Source organism: Psychromonas aquimarina ATCC BAA-1526, from assembly GCF_000428725.1.
GTDB classification, from domain to species: domain Bacteria; phylum Pseudomonadota; class Gammaproteobacteria; order Enterobacterales; family Psychromonadaceae; genus Psychromonas; species Psychromonas aquimarina.
Map to the genome: position 1 here is coordinate 1 of NZ_AUAM01000019.1, position 19,839 is coordinate 19,839.

Here is a 19,839-nt window from a genome sequence, read left to right on the forward strand (position 1 = left end):
TCCAACTGTTGTCCCCCACAACAAGGCAAATTCCCAAGCATTACTCACCCGTCCGCCACTCGTCAGCAAGATAGCAAGCTACCCTCTGTTACCGTTCGACTTGCATGTGTTAAGCCTGCCGCCAGCGTTCAATCTGAGCCATGATCAAACTCTTCAATTTAAAGTTTAATTTGCACCTAAGTGCGGCTCAATATTACTGACTAAAACTAATCACCGAAATGATTGGTTATTCTGAATTAATGAATTAATTCGTGTGTCACTAAGTATTGATGTTGCCTTACAAGTAAGGTCTTTGATTTTTTTGAAATCACATCAACAATAAGTGTCCACACAGATTGTTTGATTAAATTGTTAAAGAGCAAATCCTTTATCAGGATTTTATTACAAACATGTGACTGACGTCCCGTGTCTGTGGGGTCGCATTATAGGGACTGCACGAACATTGGCAAGTGTTTTATTGCATAAAAATGAGTTATTTTTACAATTAATTTTTATACCTCCCTTGCAAACAGCTTACCCACAAAAAAGGATTAGTTATCCACAAAGTTGCTCTTTTTTATAATTGTTCAACAACTGCAGCTAAGTCATCAAATACTGCTGTGGCAAGTTCCCGGCCTTCTGCCGTTATCTCTTTGCCTGTTTTTACTAAATAATTAGTTTTTACCCCGGCTGCAATCCCTGCCTGGATATCTGAAACTTTATCGCCGACTAATAAGGAATTGCTTACATCTATATTAAGCTCTTTAACCGCACTAAGCAGCATGCCTGGTTTAGGTTTACGACAGTCACAATCTACTTTAAATTCACCGATACCTTTTTCAGCATGATGAGGACAGTAATAGATGCCGTCTAAATCAACACCTCTATCCGCTAATGACCAGTCCATCCATTCAGTCAATGTATGAAACTGCTCTTCAGAGAAATAACCTCGAGCAATGCCGGACTGATTAGTAATAACAACTAACAGGTAACCTTTTTCTTTGAGCTTTTGACATGCTTCGATAACGCCTTCAATGAATTCAAAATCATCAACTTCTGCAACATAACCGTTATCGATATTTATTACGCCGTCCCGATCAAGAAAAACTGCACGTTTTCCATTAGTTACTATCATATTATTTCCTTCTTTGTTTCAGGTCTTTTAAAAAATGCTATTATGCCACTCATCTCTATCTCCTACTATTTATAAAGAGTCTCTTATGAAACGTTCTCTTATTGTTCTCTGCACTCCTTTATTATTAAGCGCCTGCAGTAATTTTGAATTTTCTTCTAATTTAGACAAAGAAAATTTCGACGAATATTTTAAACCCTCACAAGTAACAGTTTATGAAAAGTCACAATTAGACAATCTGGATTATGTCTATATAGCAGGAGTTGAAGGGAGCAGCTGTCAGGAAGAAGAGATAGATCGCCCGGCTGATATTAAACAAGCGAGGACCAATGCACGTATAAAAGCCGCGGAGTTAAATGCTAATGGTATTGTGTTTCAATCCTGTATCACTTTTGAGCAGGACGCGGCCTGTGTATCAAACATTATATGTTACGCCAGAGCCCTTGATGTTACTTTACCTGCAGATGAATAATCATGACATTTGAATCTATTGCAGTGCTTCATTCTCCTTATAAGGAAAAATTTGCTGTACCGCGCCAGCCTGGGTTAGTGCCGAGTGCTAAAGCACTGCTTGAGATCCTGCCCCCCTATGATGATATAAATGCTTTCAACGGATTAGAAGAATTCAGCCATCTATGGCTGATGTTTATTTTTCATAAAAATGTACAAACAAATGACTGGAATCCCACTGTCCGCCCGCCTCGCCTTGGCGGCAATAAACGTATGGGAGTATTTGCCACTCGTTCACCCAGCAGGCCGAATCCAATTGGTTTATCCTTAGTCGAATTTCATGGTATCAAGCAGGAAAACGGCAAAATCTATCTGCAGCTGAGTAATATTGATCTGGTCGACGGCACACCTATTGTGGATATCAAGCCTTATATTCCCTATGCAGATGCAAAACCACATGCGTCAGCGGGTTTTGCTCAGCAGACACCTGAATCATTAATGGATGTGCAGTTCTCAGCAGAAGCCCAGCAAAGCATAAAATGCCATAGAGACACCCAGCCAGAATTAAAACAGCTGATTGTCGAAGTGCTGCAGCAGGATCCTCGTCCGGCGTACAAAAAAAATAAACCAGACACTAAAACCTACGCAGTGCACCTGCTCGATTTTAATATCTCCTGGATTAATGAAGGCCTGGTGACAAATGTACTGTCTATCGAGCCTCGGATTTAGCAAAGTAATAACCACTCAGCGCTCCGGCGAGCGCTCCCAGCAGATGACTTTCAAAAGAGACTCCCGGCGTTGTTGGTAATACGCCAAATACCAGCCCGCCGTAAAAAAACAGAGTGACTAATGAAATAAGAATGTGCATAAATTTTCTACGCACTAGGCCGTAGACAATAAGGTATCCCCAGAAAACATAAATAACCCCGCTGATACCGATATGTACACTGTTACTGCGTGCAAATAACCAGACTAACAGACCGGTACTGATGATATGCACTATAAACAGGAGCCAAAATCGTTTTACATTATGTAAACCAATCAGTCCCCCGAATACTACAAATGGGAAAAAATTGCTCAATAGATGCTGCCAGCTGCCGTGCAGAAAAGGAGCAAATACAATACCGGCTAAATGCCCGGTTGAACGCGGTACAATTCCCCACTGATTGAGATTAAAAGGTAAAAAGATATTCAGCACAAAAACTGCGGAGCACAGCAGCATGATGTAAAAGCTGTATTTAGCGGCCAGTAGATTTCGTTTCATTTTTAGTCCTTAAATTCTTTATATAGAGGCACAAAATAACCGATAGCATCAGTAAAATTAAATTATATTTTATAAATAACGTAAGAAACCTTTAGAAGTAACAACTCCGCTGTTAAAATCAGCCCTTATTTTATACTGATGTGATCAATTAAGGATTTCTATGCGTACCACCAACTATTTACTTTCAACTCAAAAAGAAGCACCAAGTGATGCGGTAATTGTCAGCCACCAGCTGATGTTACGTGCAGGTATGATCCGCAAACTCGCATCAGGTTTATATACTTGGCTGCCCACTGGTTTACGTGTTTTACGTAAAGTTGAAAATATCGTTCGTGAAGAGATGGAACGCGCAGGTGTTATTGAAATCTTAATGCCGGTTGTTCAGCCGGCGGATCTTTGGGTTGAAACCGGACGCTGGGATAAATACGGCGGTGAGTTGTTACGTGTAAAAGATCGCCATACCCGTGATTTCGTTTTAGGACCAACCCATGAAGAAGTTGTAACAGAGCTGGTTCGCAAAGAAGTAAACAGCTATAAACAGCTGCCGTTAAACCTTTTCCAGATTCAGACAAAATTCCGTGATGAAACACGCCCGCGTTTTGGTGTTATGCGCGCCCGTGAATTTACTATGAAAGATGCATACTCTTTCCACCTGGAGCAGGAATGTTTAGAAAAAACCTACCAGGGAATGTTTAATGCCTACTGCCGTATTTTTGAACGCCTGGGTCTTGAGTACCGTCCGGTAATTGCCGATACCGGCAGCATAGGCGGCAGCGCTTCACATGAGTTCCACGTGCTTGCACAAAGCGGTGAAGATGCAATCGTATTCTCAAATGAAAGTGACTACGCGGCTAATGTTGAAAAAGCAGAAGCACTGGCTCCGGCATTTGACCGTCCGGCACCAGCTGCAGAGCTGTCTGTTGTTGACACTCCTGATGTACATACCATTGAAGAAGTTTGCGCCTGTTTAAATGTTGAAGCATCTCAGGTAGTTAAAACACTGCTTGTTGAAGGCTGTTGTGAAGAAGGTCAGCAGGCGCCGGTTGTTGCACTTGTATTACGCGGCGATCATAACCTTAACGAAATCAAAGTGGAACATATTGAAGGTATTGCCAGCCCGCTAACTTTTGCTAACGCACAGCAGATTGAAGCAGCCGCTAATTGTGACGCAGGTTCAATCGGCCCTAAGGGTCTGACTATCCGCACTATCGTGGACCGTTCAGCTGAAAAACTAGCTGATTTTGTCTGTGGTGCAAATGAAACCGGCAAACATCTAAGCGGTGTTAACTGGGATCGTGATATCAGCGCTTATGAAGTTGCTGATTTACGTGATGTTGTTGAGGGTGATCCTAGCCCTTGTGGTAAAGGTACGCTTGCTATCGCTCGTGGTATCGAAGTGGGTCATATCTTCCAGCTTGGTGATACATACAGCCAGGCAATGAATGCAGCGGTACTTAACCAGCAGGGTAAAAACCAGACACTGACCATGGGTTGTTACGGTATCGGTATTTCCCGTATTGTTGCGGCGGCGATTGAACAGAATAATGATAAAAACGGCATCATCTGGAATGATACACTTGCACCGTTCTCTGTAGTTATCGTACCGATGAATATGAAGAAATCACACCGCGTTGCTGAACTTGCTGAAAAATACTACGCAGAACTACAACAGGCAGGTATTGAAGTCTTATTTGATGATCGTAAAGAGCGCCCGGGTATTATGTTTGCAGATGCAGAGTTAATCGGTATTCCGCATACTCTGGTTATCGGTGACCGCAGCCTGGATAACGGTGTAATCGAATATAAAGATCGTTTATCCGGCGAGAAACAGGAAGTTAATATTGAAGAAGTTATCGACTTTATCAAAGCTAAACTTGCTTAATTTCAGGTAAACAAACTGACAAAAAAGATAAAGTCGCTGTTTAACAGCGGCTTTTTTTATTGAATATGCACAATCTGCTCGGTATCGGCATTATTAATCTGTCTCTCAAGCTTTTCGATATAGTTTTTTTGAGAATCGAGATTAAAGCTGTTCTCTACACCTTTCCACTGCAGTTTCTGATTCTCTACTGTCAGATCATTAATCTGCGACTGCTGAAAAATCGTTAAACTGATCAAGCCGCAGAATAAGATAACTATCACTAAAACAGCATCAAGATGAATACTAAATTTTTTCTTCACTAATTAGTCCTTTAATTTTATAAACCATGAGATACTTTCATTTCACTAGAATCTCATTAAAATGGCAATCTTTAAATCTAAAAGTAAGAGAACTGGGATTTCATAAATGAGAATACAAAAAATCTCGATACTACTGTTTTTTTCCTGCCTAACCCTCAGCACAGTTACTTTTGCGGCCGCCGATATGCTTAACAACACTTTCCAGCTCAGCAGCGAAAATCAGCTCGACGAAAACTTTAATCCAAACATAAATGATTTTTGGAAAAAAAGTGCCCAGTCAGGCAGCTTTACAGGGACTGATAATAAACAAATTTATACGATCAGCATCAAAACAGGTAATAACCAGGCGATTGTCATTAGTCAGGGACGTAATGAAAGCACCTTAAAATATAAAGAACTTGCTTACGACCTGAACCGACAGGGTTATGATCTATATTTAATTGATCATCGCGGCCAGGGTTTTTCTGAACGTTTAGGCGGCGACAAATATCGCGGTCATGTGAATCAGTTTCAGGATTATGTTGATGATTTTAATGCCTATGTATTATCACTTGATTTACAAAAAAACTACCAGCACAATTATCTGTTGTCGCATTCAATGGGCGGTACAATCAGTGCGTTATATCTAGAACAATACCAGCATCCATTTCAGGCATCCCTGTTTTTCAGCCCGATGTTTTCTATAAATTTAGGCGGCATCCCGGAGAGTATTGCAAAAATAATTGCCTACAGCAGCGATGAAATATGCAGCTGGTTTAGTGATTCGCCCTGTTATATTTTCGGCAGCAGCGGTTATAAAAAGAAATCATTTTATGATAATAACTTAACCTCAAGTAAGTCACGTTTTAACTCTGCATTTAATACCTTTGAGCAGTATCCTGAAACTCAGCTTGGTTCACCGACTATGCGCTGGGTTACAGAAAGCATTAGTGCGGCTCAGCAGGCAAGAGAAAATGCCTCAAATATTACTATCCCGGTATTAGTGATACAGGCCGGTGAAGATTCAGTTGTTACAGCCGAAGGGCAGAAGGAATTTTATCAGAACATAACAGAATGCAGCTCGGCACAGTTTATAAATATCCCCGGTGCGAATCACGAAATATTATTAGAAGCAGACCAGTACCGGGCGCCAACTTTAAACCAGGCTCTACAATTTTTAAACAAATCACAACAAGGTAAACTGACATGTACAAAATAGCAGTCTCAGATCTTGATGGAACATTACTAGGCGCAGATCATCGGATCTCCGCCAATACTAGGGACAGTATTCAGCGTTGGGTTGATAAAGGGCGTAAATTTGTTATCGCCACAGGCCGGCATTACATCGAAGCTAAAAGCCTGCAGCAGTCTATCGACATCCCGATTTATCTAATTACTTCAAACGGTGCTCGAGTACATAACCGCGAAGGTCAGATAATTCATCAACAGAACCTGGACAGTGATATCGCCCAGGGAATTTGCGATACAAAATTTGATGACGCAGTGCAGATAAACCTGTTTACTGATCATAACTGGTATGCAAATTACTGCATACCAGAACTAGACGCAATGGGCCTGGATGCAGGATTTGACTGTGCAGCCGCAGATTTAAGCGCACTGGATAAAAGCAATACGATTAAAATATTCTTCTGGGCTGAGCCGGAACTCCTGCAGCCTATTTATGAACAGTTAAACTCCCGTTACGGGGACCGCATTAACCTTACTTTCTCATTAGAGAAATGTTTAGAGGTGATGCATGCCAGTACCAATAAAGGGGAAGCCGTCAAAGCAGTGTTAAAAGACAAAGGTCTGCAGCTTGCAGAAGCCGTTGCCTTCGGAGACGGCATGAATGACGTGGAGATGCTCAGCGTAGTTGCTAAACCGGTATTGATGGCAAACTCTCAAAAAGCTTTACGCCGGGCATTACCTGATGCAGAGCTGACTCTATCTTCAAAAGAACACGGCGTAGCAGTAATGATGAATCAAATTTTATCAGAGCAGGATACAACTGAATAACCTGCATATTTTTTCATCTATGCGGCGCGCCTGAAATGTGCGCCGCATATTTAACATAGAGACATCATCAAAAAACTCTGACATTCATTTATCTGCAGTATTACCAGATCAACAGCAAGCCCGATTAACTGCCGTCAAAACAAATTAACAACAGCCGCGATTTATCAGGAAAATTCTAAGTAAATCATCAATTACAACTTTATTCCCATAAATAATTCACGGTTAACCGTTCTGATAGTGAAATATAAAAAACCGCTGTTATACTTCAGCTTATCAGCATTATTTGTCAACAGCTTACTGTATTTGAAATAAGGTTTTTTATGCGTATCTCGAACTTATTATTATTAAGTGTCCCGCTTTTTCTTACTGCAGCCTGCAGTACAGCACCGCAAGAGCCTCCTAAGCAGGACCCCGAACCGGATCCGGTTATTAGAGAAGAGTTCGCCAAAATTCTGGAAGGCAACTTTAGAGGGCAGCTGAGTTTAGGTGACGGTAAAGGTTACTTTAAACCCTGTGATACCAATAAAGAATTTCCCGTGGATGCCAGTTTCGCACTTCGAAATATATATGAGCAGATCTCAGCCTCAAAATATACTCCTGTTTATGTCGAGTTTACCGGCGAAATAATCTTTCCAGACAAAAAAGATAAAAAAGCGGATGCGGCAATGCGTATTGACCGCGTACATCATATGGCATTAGCAAAAGCTTCACTGCAGTGTGCCAAACCCGTTGATACATTTCTATTCAAAGCTAACGGCGATAAACCTTACTGGCGCCTGAATATTAATGATCAGCAGCTGTTTTTTGCCACAAAAGCAAGAAATCAGGCTTACAGCGTTAAAAACTCAAACTTTCGCACAACACAGATTAATAATATCAACACAACCAATAAACAGGGCGAGAGGCTTAAACTGATCATCAAACCAGGACATTGTTATGATTTAAAAAACAAAGAGTACTGGGGATATACCACCAACGTAGAGACCGTCTGGGGGGATTTCAACGGCTGCGGAGAACCCGGCTGGCCGAACAGTGATCTGGTATTTACCGGCTTTTATTTAAATAAAACAGCATCAAAAACAACTGACTTAACCTTAAACAGCAATTTTACCGTTGAGTATAAAGAGACAGTCGGCAAGCAGAGCACCATTAAAACAGGCTTCTGGAAAAGCAACTCTCCAGATCGTCTGGTCATCATGCTTACCAGAAAAGGCGATAAACAGATACGTGAAGAGATAAACTTCAGTCGTTCAGGTTTAACTCTGAGCAGTTCTAGAATAAACACCAATAATATCATTACAGAGTTTGCACCACCCGGCCTCATATTCAATAAAATGAATGCACCGGAAGGTGACGAAGAGATTATAGATAAGCGCATAAAACGCACCTTTACTTCACAACGAATCGGCCCGCTGCCGGAGGTTGATCTAGAAATGCAGAAAGCAGTTAATCAATACTTCAAGATTCATCGTACCGATCCTAAGAACACCAAATTCAGTTCAGTAAAATTCGATCTTAACGGAGACGGTATTAAAGATGCAGTTGTACTGCTTGACTGGTGCTCTAAAAACGGTTGTGAAATGCTGATATTTGAAGGCACGGAAAAAGGTTACCGTTTCTCAAGCCGCGTATCGCGCATCCAGGCGCCTATCATAGTTGCACAGAGTCAGCATTATTTATGGCAGAGTCTGCTCACTGAAAAGAACGGCGAATGGTTAAAGCTAGATTTTGACGGTATCAGCTACCCGATTCATACAGGTGAATTAAAAAGTGTCGATAAAGAAACCTACTCCACCGGAGTGGTTCTATTTAACCAGGGCACACCAACAAACTGGTTCCCGATAAAAATGTAAAAGCAGGCAGAAAAAATAACAGCTGATTAATGCCGTTCAAGATAATGAACGGCATTTTTTTAAGGGTTCAGGTTTAGATAATACAGCTGTTACTTTTCGTCCCGGTAAAACACCAGCTCAGTTGCAGTGGACTCACTTTCAACAAAATAATAACCATCTACATCAAATGCCTGTAACTGAGTTAGTTCAGTTAACTGCTGTTCAATAATATAACGCGCCATTAATCCCCGCGCTTTTTTGGCATAAAAACTAATAATTTTATACTGACCGTTTTTTTGATCTTTAAACACAGGTGTAATGATCTGCCCGGCGAACTCTTTTTTCTTTACCGATTTAAAGTACTCATTAGAAGCCAGATTAATCAGTAGATTATCACCTTGTTCCTGCAAAGCGGCATTTAGTGCATCAGTAATAATTGAACCCCAGAACTGATAGAGATCAGCACCACGTTTATTGTCTAATTTAGTGCCCATTTCCAGGCGGTATGCCTGCATTAGATCCAGCGGTTTTAACAGGCCGTATAAACCAGATAATATACGCAGATGATCCTGCGCATAATCTAACGACTGTTCAGTTAAACTCTGTGCCTGCAAGCCGCTGTAAACATCACCTTGAAATGCAAATACCGCCTGTTTAGCATTATCTAAAGAAAACGGGGTATGCCACTGTGCAAAACGCGCAGCATTTAATCCGGCAATTTTATCACTGACTTTCATCAGCGAAGCAATATCCTGCATCGCCAGCTGCACACAACGGCTTACCAGTAACTGACTTTCAGTTAATAACTCAGGTTGAGAAAATGTACAGAAAGGTGCAGGAGTTTCATAATCAAGTGTTTTAGCCGGAGAAAGTACAACTAACATAGTGAGTCCTATCAGAATTAAATAACGGATAATAAAAAAGCGGCTTCTGCCGCTTTTTACTGAAAACTAAACTGCCTGAAAATAACTGAGCAGAAATTAATAATCTAAGGTGACATCATCCAGCATGCCGGAGTTTAATGAGCTCTTGCCTTGAGTTGAATTAAGTTTAATCATCAGGCGAACATCATTTGACGAGTCAGCATGTGCCAGTGCTTCAGTGTAACCGATAATATTTCTTTCATACAAGCTAAACAGTGCCTGGTCAAATGTCTGCATGCCGTGTTCCGTTGAACTTTTTATAATATCTTTAAGGTGATGAAGCTCACCGGTACGAATCGCTTCCGCCATTGTCGGAGTATTATATAAAATTTCAAATGCGGCCCTTCTGCTTTTCCCGTCAACGGTTGGAATTAACTGCTGAGCAACAATCGCCCGTAAATTCACCGACAGGTCAAATAAAAACTGACGATGGCGTTCCTTTGGTACTAGATGCAGAATACGCTCCAGTGCCTGATTGGCATTATTCGCATGCAGTGTTGCCATACACAGATGCCCGGTTTCGGCAAAGGTTAAAGCAAACTCCATTGTTTCCTGCGTTCGAATTTCCCCAAGCAGAATCACATCCGGGGCCTGACGCAGTGAGTTTTTTAAAGCCAGATCAAATGAATCTGTATCAATCCCCACTTCACGCTGGGTGATCACCGAGCGGTCATGCTCATGAACAAACTCGATCGGATCCTCAATGGTTATAATATGACCAGAAGCATTCTGGTTACGGTAACCAATCATAGCGGCTTGTGTGGTTGACTTACCAGTGCCCGTCGCACCAACAAATAAGATCAAACCACGCTGTGCCATGCAGGTTTCTTTTAACTGCTCCGGCAGATATAACTCCTCAAAACTGGGAATCTGACTTTCAATACGGCGCACAACCATACCCGGCTCTTCTTTCTGCATAAATGCGCTGATCCGGAAACGTCCAGCATTAGAAGAGTGCAGCGCATAATTAGCCTCTTTGCTCTCACTAAACTCAGCAAAACGCTTGTCGCCCATTGCATCCTTTAATAACGCGTAAACCTCCGTTGAGGTCAAAGGGACTTTAGTTAACGACTCTAAACGCCCGTTTACTTTCAGCGTAGGAGGCAGACCAACTGAAATATACAAATCAGAAGCTTTTACTTCAACAGCCTTGGCTAACAGCTTATTTAACATTTGCGTTCCCCTTAAAATGTTTTCGGATCAGAGGCTTTTTGAGCCGCATCAGCATGAGAAACAAGCCCCTGGCTTACTAAATTACGTAAACACTGATCAAGAGTCTGCATACCATGTACCATCCCGGTTTGAATAACAGAGTACATCTGCGCAATTTTATCTTCACGGATCAGGTTACGAATAGCGGGAATTCCCATCATGATTTCATGAGCAGCAACACGGCCGCCGCCGTTTTTCTTGAGCAGCGTTTGTGAGATAACGGCACGTAATGACTCCGACAGCATAGAGCGCACCATGCCTTTTTCAGCGGCCGGAAATACATCGATTACACGGTCAATGGTTTTAGCAGCAGAAGTTGTATGCAGAGTACCGAATACCAAATGCCCTGTTTCAGCAGCAGTTAAAGCTAAACGAATAGTTTCCAGGTCACGCATCTCCCCCACTAAAATAACATCGGGATCTTCACGCAGCGCACTTCTTAGTGCGTTATCAAAACTTAAGGTATCTTTATACACTTCACGCTGGTTAATCAGTGATTTTTTAGTTTCATGTACAAACTCGATAGGATCTTCAATAGTTAATATATGCTCATGACGTGAGTCATTAATATAATCAATCATAGCCGCTAAAGTAGTTGATTTACCGGAGCCCGTCGGCCCGGTTACCAGTACTAAACCACGTGGAAATTCAGAGATTTTTTTAAAAATATCCGGAGCACCTAAATCATCCAATGTTAAAACTTTACTTGGAATTGTACGAAATACCGCACCGGCACCGCGTTTCTGGTTAAATGCATTAACACGAAAACGGGCTAAATCAGGAATTTCGAATGAGAAATCGGTTTCTAACTGCTCTTCAAAATCTTTACGCTGCTTGTCATTCATAATGTCATAAATAAGACTATGCACCTCTTTATGCTCCAATGCCGGCACATTTACCTTACGCACCTCACCATCTACCCTGATCATTGGAGGAACTCCTGCAGAAAGGTGTAGATCTGACGCGTTATGCTTTACACTAAAAGCCAATAATTCTGTGATATCCATAATTTAAAATCCTATTTATGATGACTAATATTTTTAAACAAATAACAAGCGTTAAACAAAAAATAGTTCATGCAGCGACGCAAGTACAACGTAATGCTGATGAAATCCAATTACTCGCGGTCAGTAAAACCAAACCTGTCGCCCTGATTAAAGAAGCATACCAGTCCGGTTTGCGCCATTTCGGCGAAAACTATGTACAAGAAAGTGTAGAAAAAATTCAGCAGATCCGCCTCGATAATGATTTCGATGAACCTGTAATCTGGTATTTTATCGGTCCGCTGCAGTCCAATAAAACCCGCCCGGTGGCGGAAAATTTTGACTGGGTGCAGAGTGTTGACCGCTTTAAAATCGCGCAGCGCTTAAATGATCAGCGTCCTGCAGAACTTGCCAAGCTTAATATCTGTTTACAGGTTAATATTAGCGGAGAACAGAGCAAGTCGGGTACTACTTTATCGCAAGTTATTGAACTAGCTTCACAAGTTCATGATCTACCGCATTTAAAACTGCGCGGTATTATGGCAATTCCGGAAAAAACCAGCGATAACGAACGTCTTGAAAATCAATTTAAAGATCTCCATATCATCTATCAGAAACTTCAGCAGCTTTATCCGGATGTTGATACGCTGTCTATGGGCATGAGTGGAGACTTAAACAGTGCCATCCGCTGCGGCAGCACTATGGTTCGAATCGGTACCGATATTTTCGGCTCAAGAAGTTAAAGCAGTGCGCATAAATAGATGCGCTGTAACTGCTAGTAATCAGAGGATACAAAATGCTACATAAAAAAATTACCTTTATCGGGGCCGGTAATATGGCCGGCAGTATTATCAGCGGCTTAATTCAGCACGGCTATCCTGCTGAGCTTATCTGCGCATGTGATCCGGCAGCGGCAAACACGCAGAAACTGAGTGAATCATATGCAGTTAAAGGCAGTCAGAACAATGCTGCATCGGCAGACTGGGCCGAGGTAGTGGTACTGGCGGTTAAGCCGCAGATTATGGCATCGGTCTGCCAGGCACTAGCGGATCAGGGAGTCGATTTCACTAACAAGCTGGTTATCTCTATTGCTGCCGGCATTTCTGTGCAGCGCCTGCAGTCTTTATTAGGTGCAGACAGCGCGGTTATTCGTACCATGCCTAACACCCCGGCTTTATTACAAAAAGGCATGACAGGCTTGTTTGCTTCAGCGCAGGTAAATGCTGAAGATAAAACCTTTGCCGGTGAATTAATGGAAGCGGTCGGCGAAACAGTCTGGGTTGAAGATGAAAACATGATCAATGCAGTGATCGCGGCATCCGGCTCAGCACCCGCTTACTTCTTCCTGTTTATGGAGGCGATGCAGGCAAAAGCCGTAGAGATGGGGTTTAATGAGGAGCAGGCACGTTTATTAGTTTTGCAGTCTGCACTGGGCAGCGCCGAAATGGTCAGGCAGAATCCGGATATCAACCTATCTACCCTGCGTGAGAATGTCACTTCAAAAGGCGGTACTACTGCAGAAGCATTACGCACCTTTTACGAGTTAGATTTAAGTGAAACAGTCGCGAAAGCGATGCAGGCGGCCTCGGATCGCGGTGCCGAGATGGAAAAATTATTTTAACCCAGCGGAAATAACAAAAGAGAGAGTTTTATGAATTCAGTTACTTTTTTAATTAATACCCTGTTTGATCTGTATCTCATGGTCGTTCTGCTGCGCGTCTGGCTGCAGGTCGCACGTGCAGATTTTTATAATCCCTTCAGTCAGTTTATTGTCAAAGCGACGCAGCCCGTGGTTGCCCCTCTACGCAGAATCATTCCAAGTATAGGCGGCTGGGACAGTGCCACGATTGTATTTGCGTTTGCTGTTGCCTGCCTGAAAATTGTCGCATTAAGCCTGATTATGGGCGCTTCATTTAACTTGATGGTGGTCCTTATTTCCGGTCTGGTTATCATGTTAACCGCCGTCTTTAAACTGATTTTCTGGGTATTAATCCTGCGTGCAATTTTAAGCTGGATAAGCCGCGGCCATAATCCGATTGAAGCCGTAATGATCCAGCTGACCGAGCCTTTATTAGCGCCGGTACGCCGCTTTGTTCCACCTATCGGCGGATTAGATCTGTCGATGATTGTAGTTATCGTCGGTCTACAGTTCTTAGAGATTCTAGTAAACGATCTGTTAAGCAAACTGTTTTAATGTCCGCAGTGTACTTACAGCATCAAGGCGAAGATCTTCTGCTTCGCCTTGTTTTACAACCTAAAGCCAGCCGCGATCAGTTTGTCGGCTTATTAGGTGATGAGCTTAAAGTGGCTATTACCGCCCCCCCGGTTGACGGCAAAGCGAATAATCATTTAATAAAGTTTTTAAGTAAACAGTTCAAAGTAGCTAAAGGCGCTGTGATCGTAGAAAAAGGCGCATTAAACCGCCATAAATTAATACGCATTAAAAGTCCCAGACAGATACCTGACTTTTTTGCCGACGAGCTTTAATAACCCAGGAATAATAAGGAGCAGTCATGTGTAAAATTAAACAGCTAGGTCAGATCTTCTGCGCAGCTATTTTACTGACTTTCAGTGCCTCGAGCAGCGCAGAGCAATACCAGGAGTTCTCTAATTTACAGGTTCATTATATCGCCCTGCCGTCAACATTCCTGCCGCCGGCCGTCGCTAAAGAAAACGCTATTAAACGCAGCAGATACAGCGGTCTGGTTAATATTTCAGTACTGGATAAAAAAGACTCATTAAAAGCGCTTAGTGCAGATATTTCCGGCACGGGTAAAAACCTGATAGGTCAGACAGAACAGCTGCAGTTTAAAGAAATTAAAGGCGGAGATTCAGTTTATTACATAGCGGTCTACCCTTTTACTAATGAAGAAATTGTAAATTTTAATATTCAGATCAAAACGCAAGATAAAACCAGCACACTAAAATTTCAACACAAGTTTTATGTAGAATAAGACGATAAAGATAAGTGAAAATACAATGAAAAAGCAATGGGTATTAGCAACCGGCAACAAAGGTAAAGTAAAAGAGATGAGCGAGCTGTTAAACAGCTTCTCAATCGAGGTCTTGCCGCAAAGTCAGTTCAGCGTGTCAGAAATACCGGAAACGGGCACAACTTTTGTCGAAAATGCGATTATTAAAGCACGCCATGCAGCTAAAGTAACAGGCTTACCGGCAATAGCCGATGACTCAGGGTTAGAAGTAGACTTTTTAAGCGGTCAGCCGGGTATTTATTCTTCGCGTTTTTCCGGTGAAAATGCCACTGACCGGGAAAATATCGATCTGCTGTTAAATAAGCTTGAAGGTATCGGCAGCGGACAGCGCAGTGCACGTTTTCAGTGTGTATTAGTTTATATGCGTCATGAGCTGGATCCGACACCAGTCATCTGCCAGGGCACATGGGAAGGCAGCATCACCGAATCCATACAGGGTGAGAACGGTTTTGGTTATGATCCGGTTTTCTGGGTTGAAAGCGAACAGGCAACCTCAGCACAGCTGGACAAGCAGCGTAAAGGTGAGCTGAGCCATCGCGGTAAAGCATTAAAAATGTTAGTTGAACAGCTTAAAGAACAGCTGGCTTAATTAACAAAGTTCCTGCGCAGAGCGTGGGAACTAACAGTAATCCCCTTCTTTTTCCCGACAGTTCAACAGGTTTATCTTATGCTCCAGCTGCCGCCGCTTAGTCTTTATATCCATATTCCCTGGTGCATTGAAAAATGCCCCTACTGCGATTTTAATTCACATAAATTACGCGGTAAAATTCCAGAGCAGGATTACCTGCAGGCCCTTGTTGATGATTTAAGCAGTGATCTGGTTTATGTACAGGGGCGAGTGCTGGAAACAATATTTATCGGAGGCGGCACACCGAGCTTAATATCCGCATCGGGTATCGGCTGGTTATTAACGGAAATTGAAAAGAAGATTCCTTTTAAAGAGGATATAGAGATCACTTTAGAAGCCAATCCGGGCGCCATTGAAAACCAGAAGATTGCTGACTTCAAAAAGTCGGGGATCAGCCGTTTCTCATTCGGTGTGCAGAGTTTTCAGCAGGAAAAGCTGACCCGGCTGGGGCGAATTCACGGTGTCGAGGAAGCGAAAACAGCGGCCGAACAAGCACATGCAGTGAAAATGAAAACCTTTAATCTGGATCTTATGCACGGTTTACCCGATCAGACACTTGACGATGCATTACAAGACCTTCAAACCGCCATTGATCTTAACCCCACGCATCTCTCCTGGTATCAGCTGACTATTGAGCCGAATACCCAGTACTTCTCGCATCCACCGAAACTGCCTGAAGATGAGCTGTTATGGGAGATTCAGGAACAGGGACAAAAACTGCTGGCCGCTAACGGTTATCTGCAGTATGAAATTTCAGGTTACAGCAAAGCCGGATTTGAGTGCCTGCATAACCTTAACTACTGGCGCTTCGGTGACTACATCGGCATAGGCTGCGGCGCACATGGTAAATTTACTCTGCCCCTGGAAAATAAAATAATCCGCACCAGTAAAATAAAACACCCTAAAGGCTACTTGGACAGATCCCGCCCGTTTTTAGATGAATCAAATGTAGTTAATAAAGAAGACCTGGCATTTGAATATATGATGAACCGCCTGCGCTTATTCGAAGATATTCCCTTCAGCGAATTTGAAGCCTATACAGGTTTAGGCCTTGACAGTATTAAACAGCCGCTTCAAAAAGCCGTTACGAAGGGCTTGTTAATCGAAAACGATAATAACTGGCAGATAACCGAGTTAGGCCACCGTTATCTTAACGAGCTGCTGGAAATGTTTATGGATTGATAGAATAGACACATTGAAGATAAAAAAGGGCCCGCTGCAAAACAACGGGCCAGAGGGCACTACTATTAACTACATACAACTAAATACTATATTGCGTAAGCACAAAAACAGCATACATCCTTAACAAAATAAATTCTATTACACTCTATTACACCAGCTGCTGAAACAGGCTGAACTTTCTCTCTGCTGCGGCAAAAAGCAGCCGTCTGTTTGTTTAATAAGCGCCTGTAATTAATTTTATATTTCCATTAAAAACAAAGATATATATATTGAAGATAAGAATATTGAGCTGAGGTCAGCTGCACAAACGCAGCAGAATAAAGATTGAGCAGGTACATGCCCTGCTCATCTAATGCACTCCTTATTTAATGAACTATCTCATTTTAAGGGTTTTATTTTCGTTTATTACGCTTTTATAATACTTCTGCAATGCTTTATCAGCAGCTCTTTTTTCCGCTAAGCTGGCGCCGTTGCGAGCTTGTTCGCGAAGCAGTTTCTGATAATTGTTAAAACGCCTCTCCTGCAGCTCTCCCGATTCAATAGCAGCCTGCACTGCACACTCAGGTTCACTCTGGTGCAGACAATCACCGAATTTACACTGTTCTGCCAGTTCAGTGATCTCTGAAAATGTCTCAGCAACCCCTTCGGCGCAGGCAGTAAGCTGTAGTTCACGCATCCCTGGAGTATCAAGCAGCAGACCGCCGCTCGGCATCACATGAAGTGACCGCCCAGTGGTGGTATGCTTTCCCTTGCTGTCATCTTCACGAATGCCGCCAGTCTGCTGCGTATCATCACCTAACAGAGTATTGATCAGTGTTGATTTACCGACTCCAGATGAGCCAATAAAAGCGATAGTTTTTCCAATTCCGCACCAAGGAGCAAGTGCTTGTACGCTCTCACTATCGAGTGCATTAACCGTTTCGACCATTAACATCGAGTTGATACTGTGAATCTGCTGAATATACTCATCAGGCTCCCGGCACTGATCTGCCTTAGTTAAAACAATAACAGGCTCGACACCTGCTTCATTGGTTAAGGCAAGGAAGCGCTCAATACGGCTTAAATTAAAATCGTGATTAAGTGAGCTGACAATAAATGCCGTATCAACATTAGCAGCAATAAGCTGCGCTTCAAGCCGGCTGCCGGCGGCTTTGCGGCTGAATTCAGACAATCTGTCAAAACAGCGTATAAAGTGATGATCGTTATCAAGCAGTACCCAGTCGCCTACCGTAATTTGCGGCAGAGAAGGAGAGGCGCTCAGTGTGATATCCCCTGTTTCAGATGCAAGCTTAAAACCAGAGCGATGGTGCTCTTTAATTCGGGCAAACACTGTGCCTTCATACTCTTCTAAAGTAAGCTGCTGTTGAAAAAATGGTCGCCAGCCAAGCTGACTAAGTGTTAAATGTGTGGTCATAATTTGTAACCCCGGACGCAATTCTTCTGGAATGAATTACATCAAAAAGATAATTTTATAAGGGGTATTTGAACCATCTGCAGAAAGCAGACAGATATAGCCCCGGTGTCAATACCGGGCAGGAAAGATGTTCGATTTATCGAATTAAGCGTTTCGTGCCCAGTTAACAGTTTTTAATACAATCATCATTTATTCCTTTTTGCTTATTTAAGATACAAAAATAATAGCAGATCTTTTCCTGAAAAAACAGACACAGTTAACACGCTGCCGGGCATATCCTCAGAGTTATTTATCTGCGTATTATAAGAACAGCAGAAGCCCCGTAAACAGGGACGATCAGTATCCATCCATGCTTAGCTATGGACTTGTGCGCCAGTATGCAGTAGCATCCCGGCTCAAACCAGCGGCAGTTTTCGATAACAGCCGCTTGTTTCCCTTCGTATAACCCCGGTGATATGGACCGGGGGTATCTACCAGGAACCAGTAATTCCTGATTACGAAGAGTTTAGTGCTTTGGCGCTTTTCTCTTTGTATTGTCAGTCTTGTTATTCAAAAGAAAAGTGCTTAGTAAAATTTATATTTATTAAGAGCTTAGCCATGAAAAAATTTATCCAGTATTTACCTAAAGTCGAACTGCATCTTCATATTGAAGGCACGCTTGAGCCTGAGCTTATGTTTGAGCTTGCTGTGCGTAACAATATCAATCTTCCTTTTAACTCAATAACTGAAGTGAAACAGGCATATAATTTCCATAACCTGCAGTCATTCCTAGACATTTACTTCCAGGGAGCGAACGTGCTGATCAATGAGCAGGATTTCTTTGATCTCACCTGGGCTTATTTACTGCGCTGTAAAAACGACAATGTAATGCACACGGAGCTTTTTTTTGATCCGCAGACACATACTGACCGAGGTATCGATTTTAGCACCGTGGTTAACGGTATTCATCGCGCACTTGTAAAAGGCACAACAGAACTAGGTATCAGCAGCAGACTGATTATGTGCTTCTTAAGGCATTTAGATGAAGAGTCCGCATTTAAAACACTGGAGCAGGCACAAGCACATAAAGATAAAATTACTGCAGTGGGTTTAGATTCCACCGAAATCGGCCACCCGGCGGGCAAATTTGAGCAAGTATTTAAACAAGCTCTTAAGCAGGGCTTTTTAACTGTTGCTCACGCTGGTGAAGAGGGACCTGCAGGCAATATCCACGACGCATTAAACCTACTGCAGATCACCCGCATTGATCACGGCGTCCGCTGTACGGAAGATCCGGCCCTGATAAAACAATTAGCGGCGGAACGCATTCCCCTTACGGTTTGTCCGTTATCCAATATTAAACTCAAAGTATTTAATTTTATGGAAGAGCACAACATAGTTGATCTTCTTCGCAGGGGCTTGTGTGTAACCATTAACTCTGACGATCCCGCCTATTTCGGCGGTTATATGACCGATAACTTTTTAGCGGTAAGTGATGCACACTCTTTGGATAAAGCTGAAATAGCTCAATTTACTTTTAACGCTATTGAAGCAAGTTTTATTTCTGAAGATGAGAAAAAAGCACTAGAAACAGTAACTCAGAGATATTTAGAAGTGCATCAATAACGATTACTGCAGAAAGTGAAACGTCTTCACTTCTATGCAGGCAGAGCCAGCTAATCAGGCTCTGGC

General features: G+C 42.5%; 21 protein-coding genes, 1 rRNA gene and 1 riboswitch. Of the genes, 14 read left to right on the top strand and 8 right to left on the bottom strand.

Features of this window, described 5'->3' with window-relative positions; translation table 11 throughout:
• Positions 1-160 (bottom strand): 16S ribosomal RNA (locus G337_RS0108350); the annotation flags it as partial.
• A 396-nt stretch (positions 161-556) separates the two neighbouring features.
• Positions 557-1,114 carry a D-glycero-beta-D-manno-heptose 1,7-bisphosphate 7-phosphatase gene (gmhB, locus tag G337_RS0108355; RefSeq protein WP_028863488.1) on the bottom strand — a complete coding sequence of 186 codons (558 nt, stop codon included), beginning with the start codon at positions 1,112-1,114 and terminating at the stop codon, positions 557-559.
• An 85-nt stretch (positions 1,115-1,199) separates the two neighbouring features.
• Here gmhB and rcsF point away from each other — a divergent pair, with 85 nt between their 5' ends.
• On the top strand, positions 1,200-1,583 hold the full coding sequence (gene rcsF / locus G337_RS0108360) for an Rcs stress response system protein RcsF (protein WP_028863489.1): 384 nt from the start codon (positions 1,200-1,202) through the stop codon (positions 1,581-1,583).
• 2 nt (positions 1,584-1,585) lie between these two features.
• Entirely contained in the window at positions 1,586-2,290 is a 705-nt protein-coding gene (gene tsaA, locus G337_RS0108365; protein WP_028863490.1) for a tRNA (N6-threonylcarbamoyladenosine(37)-N6)-methyltransferase TrmO, read from the top strand.
• Here tsaA and G337_RS0108370 read toward each other — a convergent pair.
• Positions 2,271-2,825: a rhomboid family intramembrane serine protease gene (locus G337_RS0108370; protein WP_028863491.1), complete on the bottom strand. Its 555-nt coding sequence runs from the start codon at positions 2,823-2,825 to the stop codon at positions 2,271-2,273. The genes tsaA and G337_RS0108370 overlap by 20 nt on opposite strands.
• 160 nt (positions 2,826-2,985) lie before the next feature.
• Here G337_RS0108370 and G337_RS0108375 point away from each other — a divergent pair, with 160 nt between their 5' ends.
• Positions 2,986-4,707: a proline--tRNA ligase gene (locus G337_RS0108375; protein WP_028863492.1), complete on the top strand. Its 1,722-nt coding sequence runs from the start codon at positions 2,986-2,988 to the stop codon at positions 4,705-4,707.
• A gap of 56 nt (positions 4,708-4,763) precedes the next feature.
• On the opposite strand, the gene G337_RS0108380 is transcribed toward G337_RS0108375, so the two are convergent.
• Positions 4,764-5,006 carry a hypothetical protein gene (locus tag G337_RS0108380; protein ID WP_028863493.1) on the bottom strand — a complete coding sequence of 81 codons (243 nt, stop codon included), beginning with the start codon at positions 5,004-5,006 and terminating at the stop codon, positions 4,764-4,766.
• 106 nt (positions 5,007-5,112) lie between these two features.
• On the opposite strand from G337_RS0108380, the gene G337_RS0108385 reads away from it, so the two are divergent.
• From G337_RS0108385 to G337_RS0108395, 3 genes are all read left to right on the top strand, one after another.
• Entirely contained in the window at positions 5,113-6,204 is a 1,092-nt protein-coding gene (locus G337_RS0108385) for an alpha/beta fold hydrolase (protein ID WP_028863494.1), read from the top strand.
• The gene (locus tag G337_RS0108390) at positions 6,192-7,001 is read left to right on the top strand and encodes a Cof-type HAD-IIB family hydrolase (RefSeq protein ID WP_028863495.1); all 810 of its coding nucleotides are present in this window, start codon (positions 6,192-6,194) and stop codon (positions 6,999-7,001) included. The genes G337_RS0108385 and G337_RS0108390 overlap by 13 nt, the downstream gene beginning before the upstream one ends.
• A 320-nt stretch (positions 7,002-7,321) precedes the next feature.
• Positions 7,322-8,854 (top strand): hypothetical protein, encoded by a 1,533-nt coding sequence (locus G337_RS0108395; protein WP_028863496.1) that lies wholly within the window; start codon positions 7,322-7,324, stop codon positions 8,852-8,854.
• Positions 8,855-8,943: 89 nt separating this feature from the next.
• On the opposite strand, the gene yaaA is transcribed toward G337_RS0108395, so the two are convergent.
• The 3 genes from yaaA to G337_RS0108410 all read right to left on the bottom strand — a co-directional run bounded on the left by yaaA (position 8,944) and on the right by G337_RS0108410 (position 11,975).
• The gene (gene yaaA, locus G337_RS0108400) at positions 8,944-9,717 is read right to left on the bottom strand and encodes a peroxide stress protein YaaA (RefSeq protein ID WP_028863497.1); all 774 of its coding nucleotides are present in this window, start codon (positions 9,715-9,717) and stop codon (positions 8,944-8,946) included.
• A 96-nt stretch (positions 9,718-9,813) separates the two neighbouring features.
• Positions 9,814-10,929 carry a PilT/PilU family type 4a pilus ATPase gene (locus G337_RS0108405; protein WP_028863498.1) on the bottom strand — a complete coding sequence of 372 codons (1,116 nt, stop codon included), beginning with the start codon at positions 10,927-10,929 and terminating at the stop codon, positions 9,814-9,816.
• An 11-nt stretch (positions 10,930-10,940) separates the two neighbouring features.
• On the bottom strand, positions 10,941-11,975 hold the full coding sequence (locus tag G337_RS0108410) for a type IV pilus twitching motility protein PilT (protein WP_028863499.1): 1,035 nt from the start codon (positions 11,973-11,975) through the stop codon (positions 10,941-10,943).
• Between the two features lie 20 nt (positions 11,976-11,995).
• Here G337_RS0108410 and G337_RS0108415 point away from each other — a divergent pair, with 20 nt between their 5' ends.
• The 7 genes from G337_RS0108415 (at position 11,996) to hemW (ending at position 16,754) form a co-directional block, all read left to right on the top strand.
• Positions 11,996-12,694 (top strand): YggS family pyridoxal phosphate-dependent enzyme, encoded by a 699-nt coding sequence (locus G337_RS0108415; RefSeq protein ID WP_028863500.1) that lies wholly within the window; start codon positions 11,996-11,998, stop codon positions 12,692-12,694.
• Positions 12,695-12,747: 53 nt separating this feature from the next.
• Positions 12,748-13,572 carry a pyrroline-5-carboxylate reductase gene (gene proC, locus G337_RS0108420; RefSeq protein ID WP_028863501.1) on the top strand — a complete coding sequence of 275 codons (825 nt, stop codon included), beginning with the start codon at positions 12,748-12,750 and terminating at the stop codon, positions 13,570-13,572.
• Between the two features lie 30 nt (positions 13,573-13,602).
• Positions 13,603-14,145, top strand: coding sequence for a YggT family protein (locus G337_RS0108425; RefSeq protein WP_028863502.1), 543 nt, complete (start codon positions 13,603-13,605; stop codon positions 14,143-14,145).
• On the top strand, positions 14,145-14,438 hold the full coding sequence (gene yggU, locus G337_RS0108430; RefSeq protein ID WP_028863503.1) for a DUF167 family protein YggU: 294 nt from the start codon (positions 14,145-14,147) through the stop codon (positions 14,436-14,438). Before G337_RS0108425 ends, yggU begins: the two co-directional genes overlap by 1 nt.
• Positions 14,439-14,464: 26 nt before the next feature.
• Entirely contained in the window at positions 14,465-14,905 is a 441-nt protein-coding gene (locus G337_RS0108435; protein WP_037027260.1) for a DUF4426 domain-containing protein, read from the top strand.
• 25 nt (positions 14,906-14,930) lie between these two features.
• On the top strand, positions 14,931-15,533 hold the full coding sequence (rdgB, locus tag G337_RS0108440) for an RdgB/HAM1 family non-canonical purine NTP pyrophosphatase (RefSeq protein ID WP_028863505.1): 603 nt from the start codon (positions 14,931-14,933) through the stop codon (positions 15,531-15,533).
• Between the two features lie 78 nt (positions 15,534-15,611).
• The gene (gene hemW, locus G337_RS0108445) at positions 15,612-16,754 is read left to right on the top strand and encodes a radical SAM family heme chaperone HemW (protein ID WP_028863506.1); all 1,143 of its coding nucleotides are present in this window, start codon (positions 15,612-15,614) and stop codon (positions 16,752-16,754) included.
• A gap of 373 nt (positions 16,755-17,127) precedes the next feature.
• On the opposite strand, the gene rsgA is transcribed toward hemW, so the two are convergent.
• Positions 17,128-18,168, bottom strand: coding sequence for a ribosome small subunit-dependent GTPase A (rsgA, locus tag G337_RS0108450; RefSeq protein ID WP_037027261.1), 1,041 nt, complete (start codon positions 18,166-18,168; stop codon positions 17,128-17,130).
• Positions 18,169-18,585: 417 nt separating this feature from the next.
• A riboswitch (purine riboswitch) is annotated at positions 18,586-18,685 on the top strand.
• Between the two features lie 80 nt (positions 18,686-18,765).
• Here rsgA and G337_RS0108460 point away from each other — a divergent pair.
• Positions 18,766-19,773: an adenosine deaminase gene (locus G337_RS0108460; RefSeq protein ID WP_028863508.1), complete on the top strand. Its 1,008-nt coding sequence runs from the start codon at positions 18,766-18,768 to the stop codon at positions 19,771-19,773.
• The last annotated feature ends 66 nt before the right edge of the window (positions 19,774-19,839 follow it).

What these genes read in the sequence shown, in the direction of transcription:
- gmhB (WP_028863488.1), bottom strand. Translation starts at nt 1,114, where the DNA reads ATGATAGTAACTAATGGAAAACGTGCAGTTTTTCTTGATCGGGACGGC.
- rcsF (WP_028863489.1), top strand. Translation starts at nt 1,200, where the DNA reads ATGAAACGTTCTCTTATTGTTCTCTGCACTCCTTTATTATTAAGCGCC.
- tsaA (WP_028863490.1), top strand. Translation starts at nt 1,586, where the DNA reads ATGACATTTGAATCTATTGCAGTGCTTCATTCTCCTTATAAGGAAAAA.
- G337_RS0108370 (WP_028863491.1), bottom strand. Translation starts at nt 2,825, where the DNA reads ATGAAACGAAATCTACTGGCCGCTAAATACAGCTTTTACATCATGCTG.
- G337_RS0108375 (WP_028863492.1), top strand. Translation starts at nt 2,986, where the DNA reads ATGCGTACCACCAACTATTTACTTTCAACTCAAAAAGAAGCACCAAGT.
- G337_RS0108385 (WP_028863494.1), top strand. Translation starts at nt 5,113, where the DNA reads ATGAGAATACAAAAAATCTCGATACTACTGTTTTTTTCCTGCCTAACC.
- G337_RS0108390 (WP_028863495.1), top strand. Translation starts at nt 6,192, where the DNA reads ATGTACAAAATAGCAGTCTCAGATCTTGATGGAACATTACTAGGCGCA.
- G337_RS0108395 (WP_028863496.1), top strand. Translation starts at nt 7,322, where the DNA reads ATGCGTATCTCGAACTTATTATTATTAAGTGTCCCGCTTTTTCTTACT.
- yaaA (WP_028863497.1), bottom strand. Translation starts at nt 9,717, where the DNA reads ATGTTAGTTGTACTTTCTCCGGCTAAAACACTTGATTATGAAACTCCT.
- G337_RS0108405 (WP_028863498.1), bottom strand. Translation starts at nt 10,929, where the DNA reads ATGTTAAATAAGCTGTTAGCCAAGGCTGTTGAAGTAAAAGCTTCTGAT.
- G337_RS0108410 (WP_028863499.1), bottom strand. Translation starts at nt 11,975, where the DNA reads ATGGATATCACAGAATTATTGGCTTTTAGTGTAAAGCATAACGCGTCA.
- G337_RS0108415 (WP_028863500.1), top strand. Translation starts at nt 11,996, where the DNA reads ATGACTAATATTTTTAAACAAATAACAAGCGTTAAACAAAAAATAGTT.
- proC (WP_028863501.1), top strand. Translation starts at nt 12,748, where the DNA reads ATGCTACATAAAAAAATTACCTTTATCGGGGCCGGTAATATGGCCGGC.
- G337_RS0108425 (WP_028863502.1), top strand. Translation starts at nt 13,603, where the DNA reads ATGAATTCAGTTACTTTTTTAATTAATACCCTGTTTGATCTGTATCTC.
- yggU (WP_028863503.1), top strand. Translation starts at nt 14,145, where the DNA reads ATGTCCGCAGTGTACTTACAGCATCAAGGCGAAGATCTTCTGCTTCGC.
- G337_RS0108435 (WP_037027260.1), top strand. Translation starts at nt 14,465, where the DNA reads ATGTGTAAAATTAAACAGCTAGGTCAGATCTTCTGCGCAGCTATTTTA.
- rdgB (WP_028863505.1), top strand. Translation starts at nt 14,931, where the DNA reads ATGAAAAAGCAATGGGTATTAGCAACCGGCAACAAAGGTAAAGTAAAA.
- hemW (WP_028863506.1), top strand. Translation starts at nt 15,612, where the DNA reads ATGCTCCAGCTGCCGCCGCTTAGTCTTTATATCCATATTCCCTGGTGC.
- rsgA (WP_037027261.1), bottom strand. Translation starts at nt 18,168, where the DNA reads ATGACCACACATTTAACACTTAGTCAGCTTGGCTGGCGACCATTTTTT.
- G337_RS0108460 (WP_028863508.1), top strand. Translation starts at nt 18,766, where the DNA reads ATGAAAAAATTTATCCAGTATTTACCTAAAGTCGAACTGCATCTTCAT.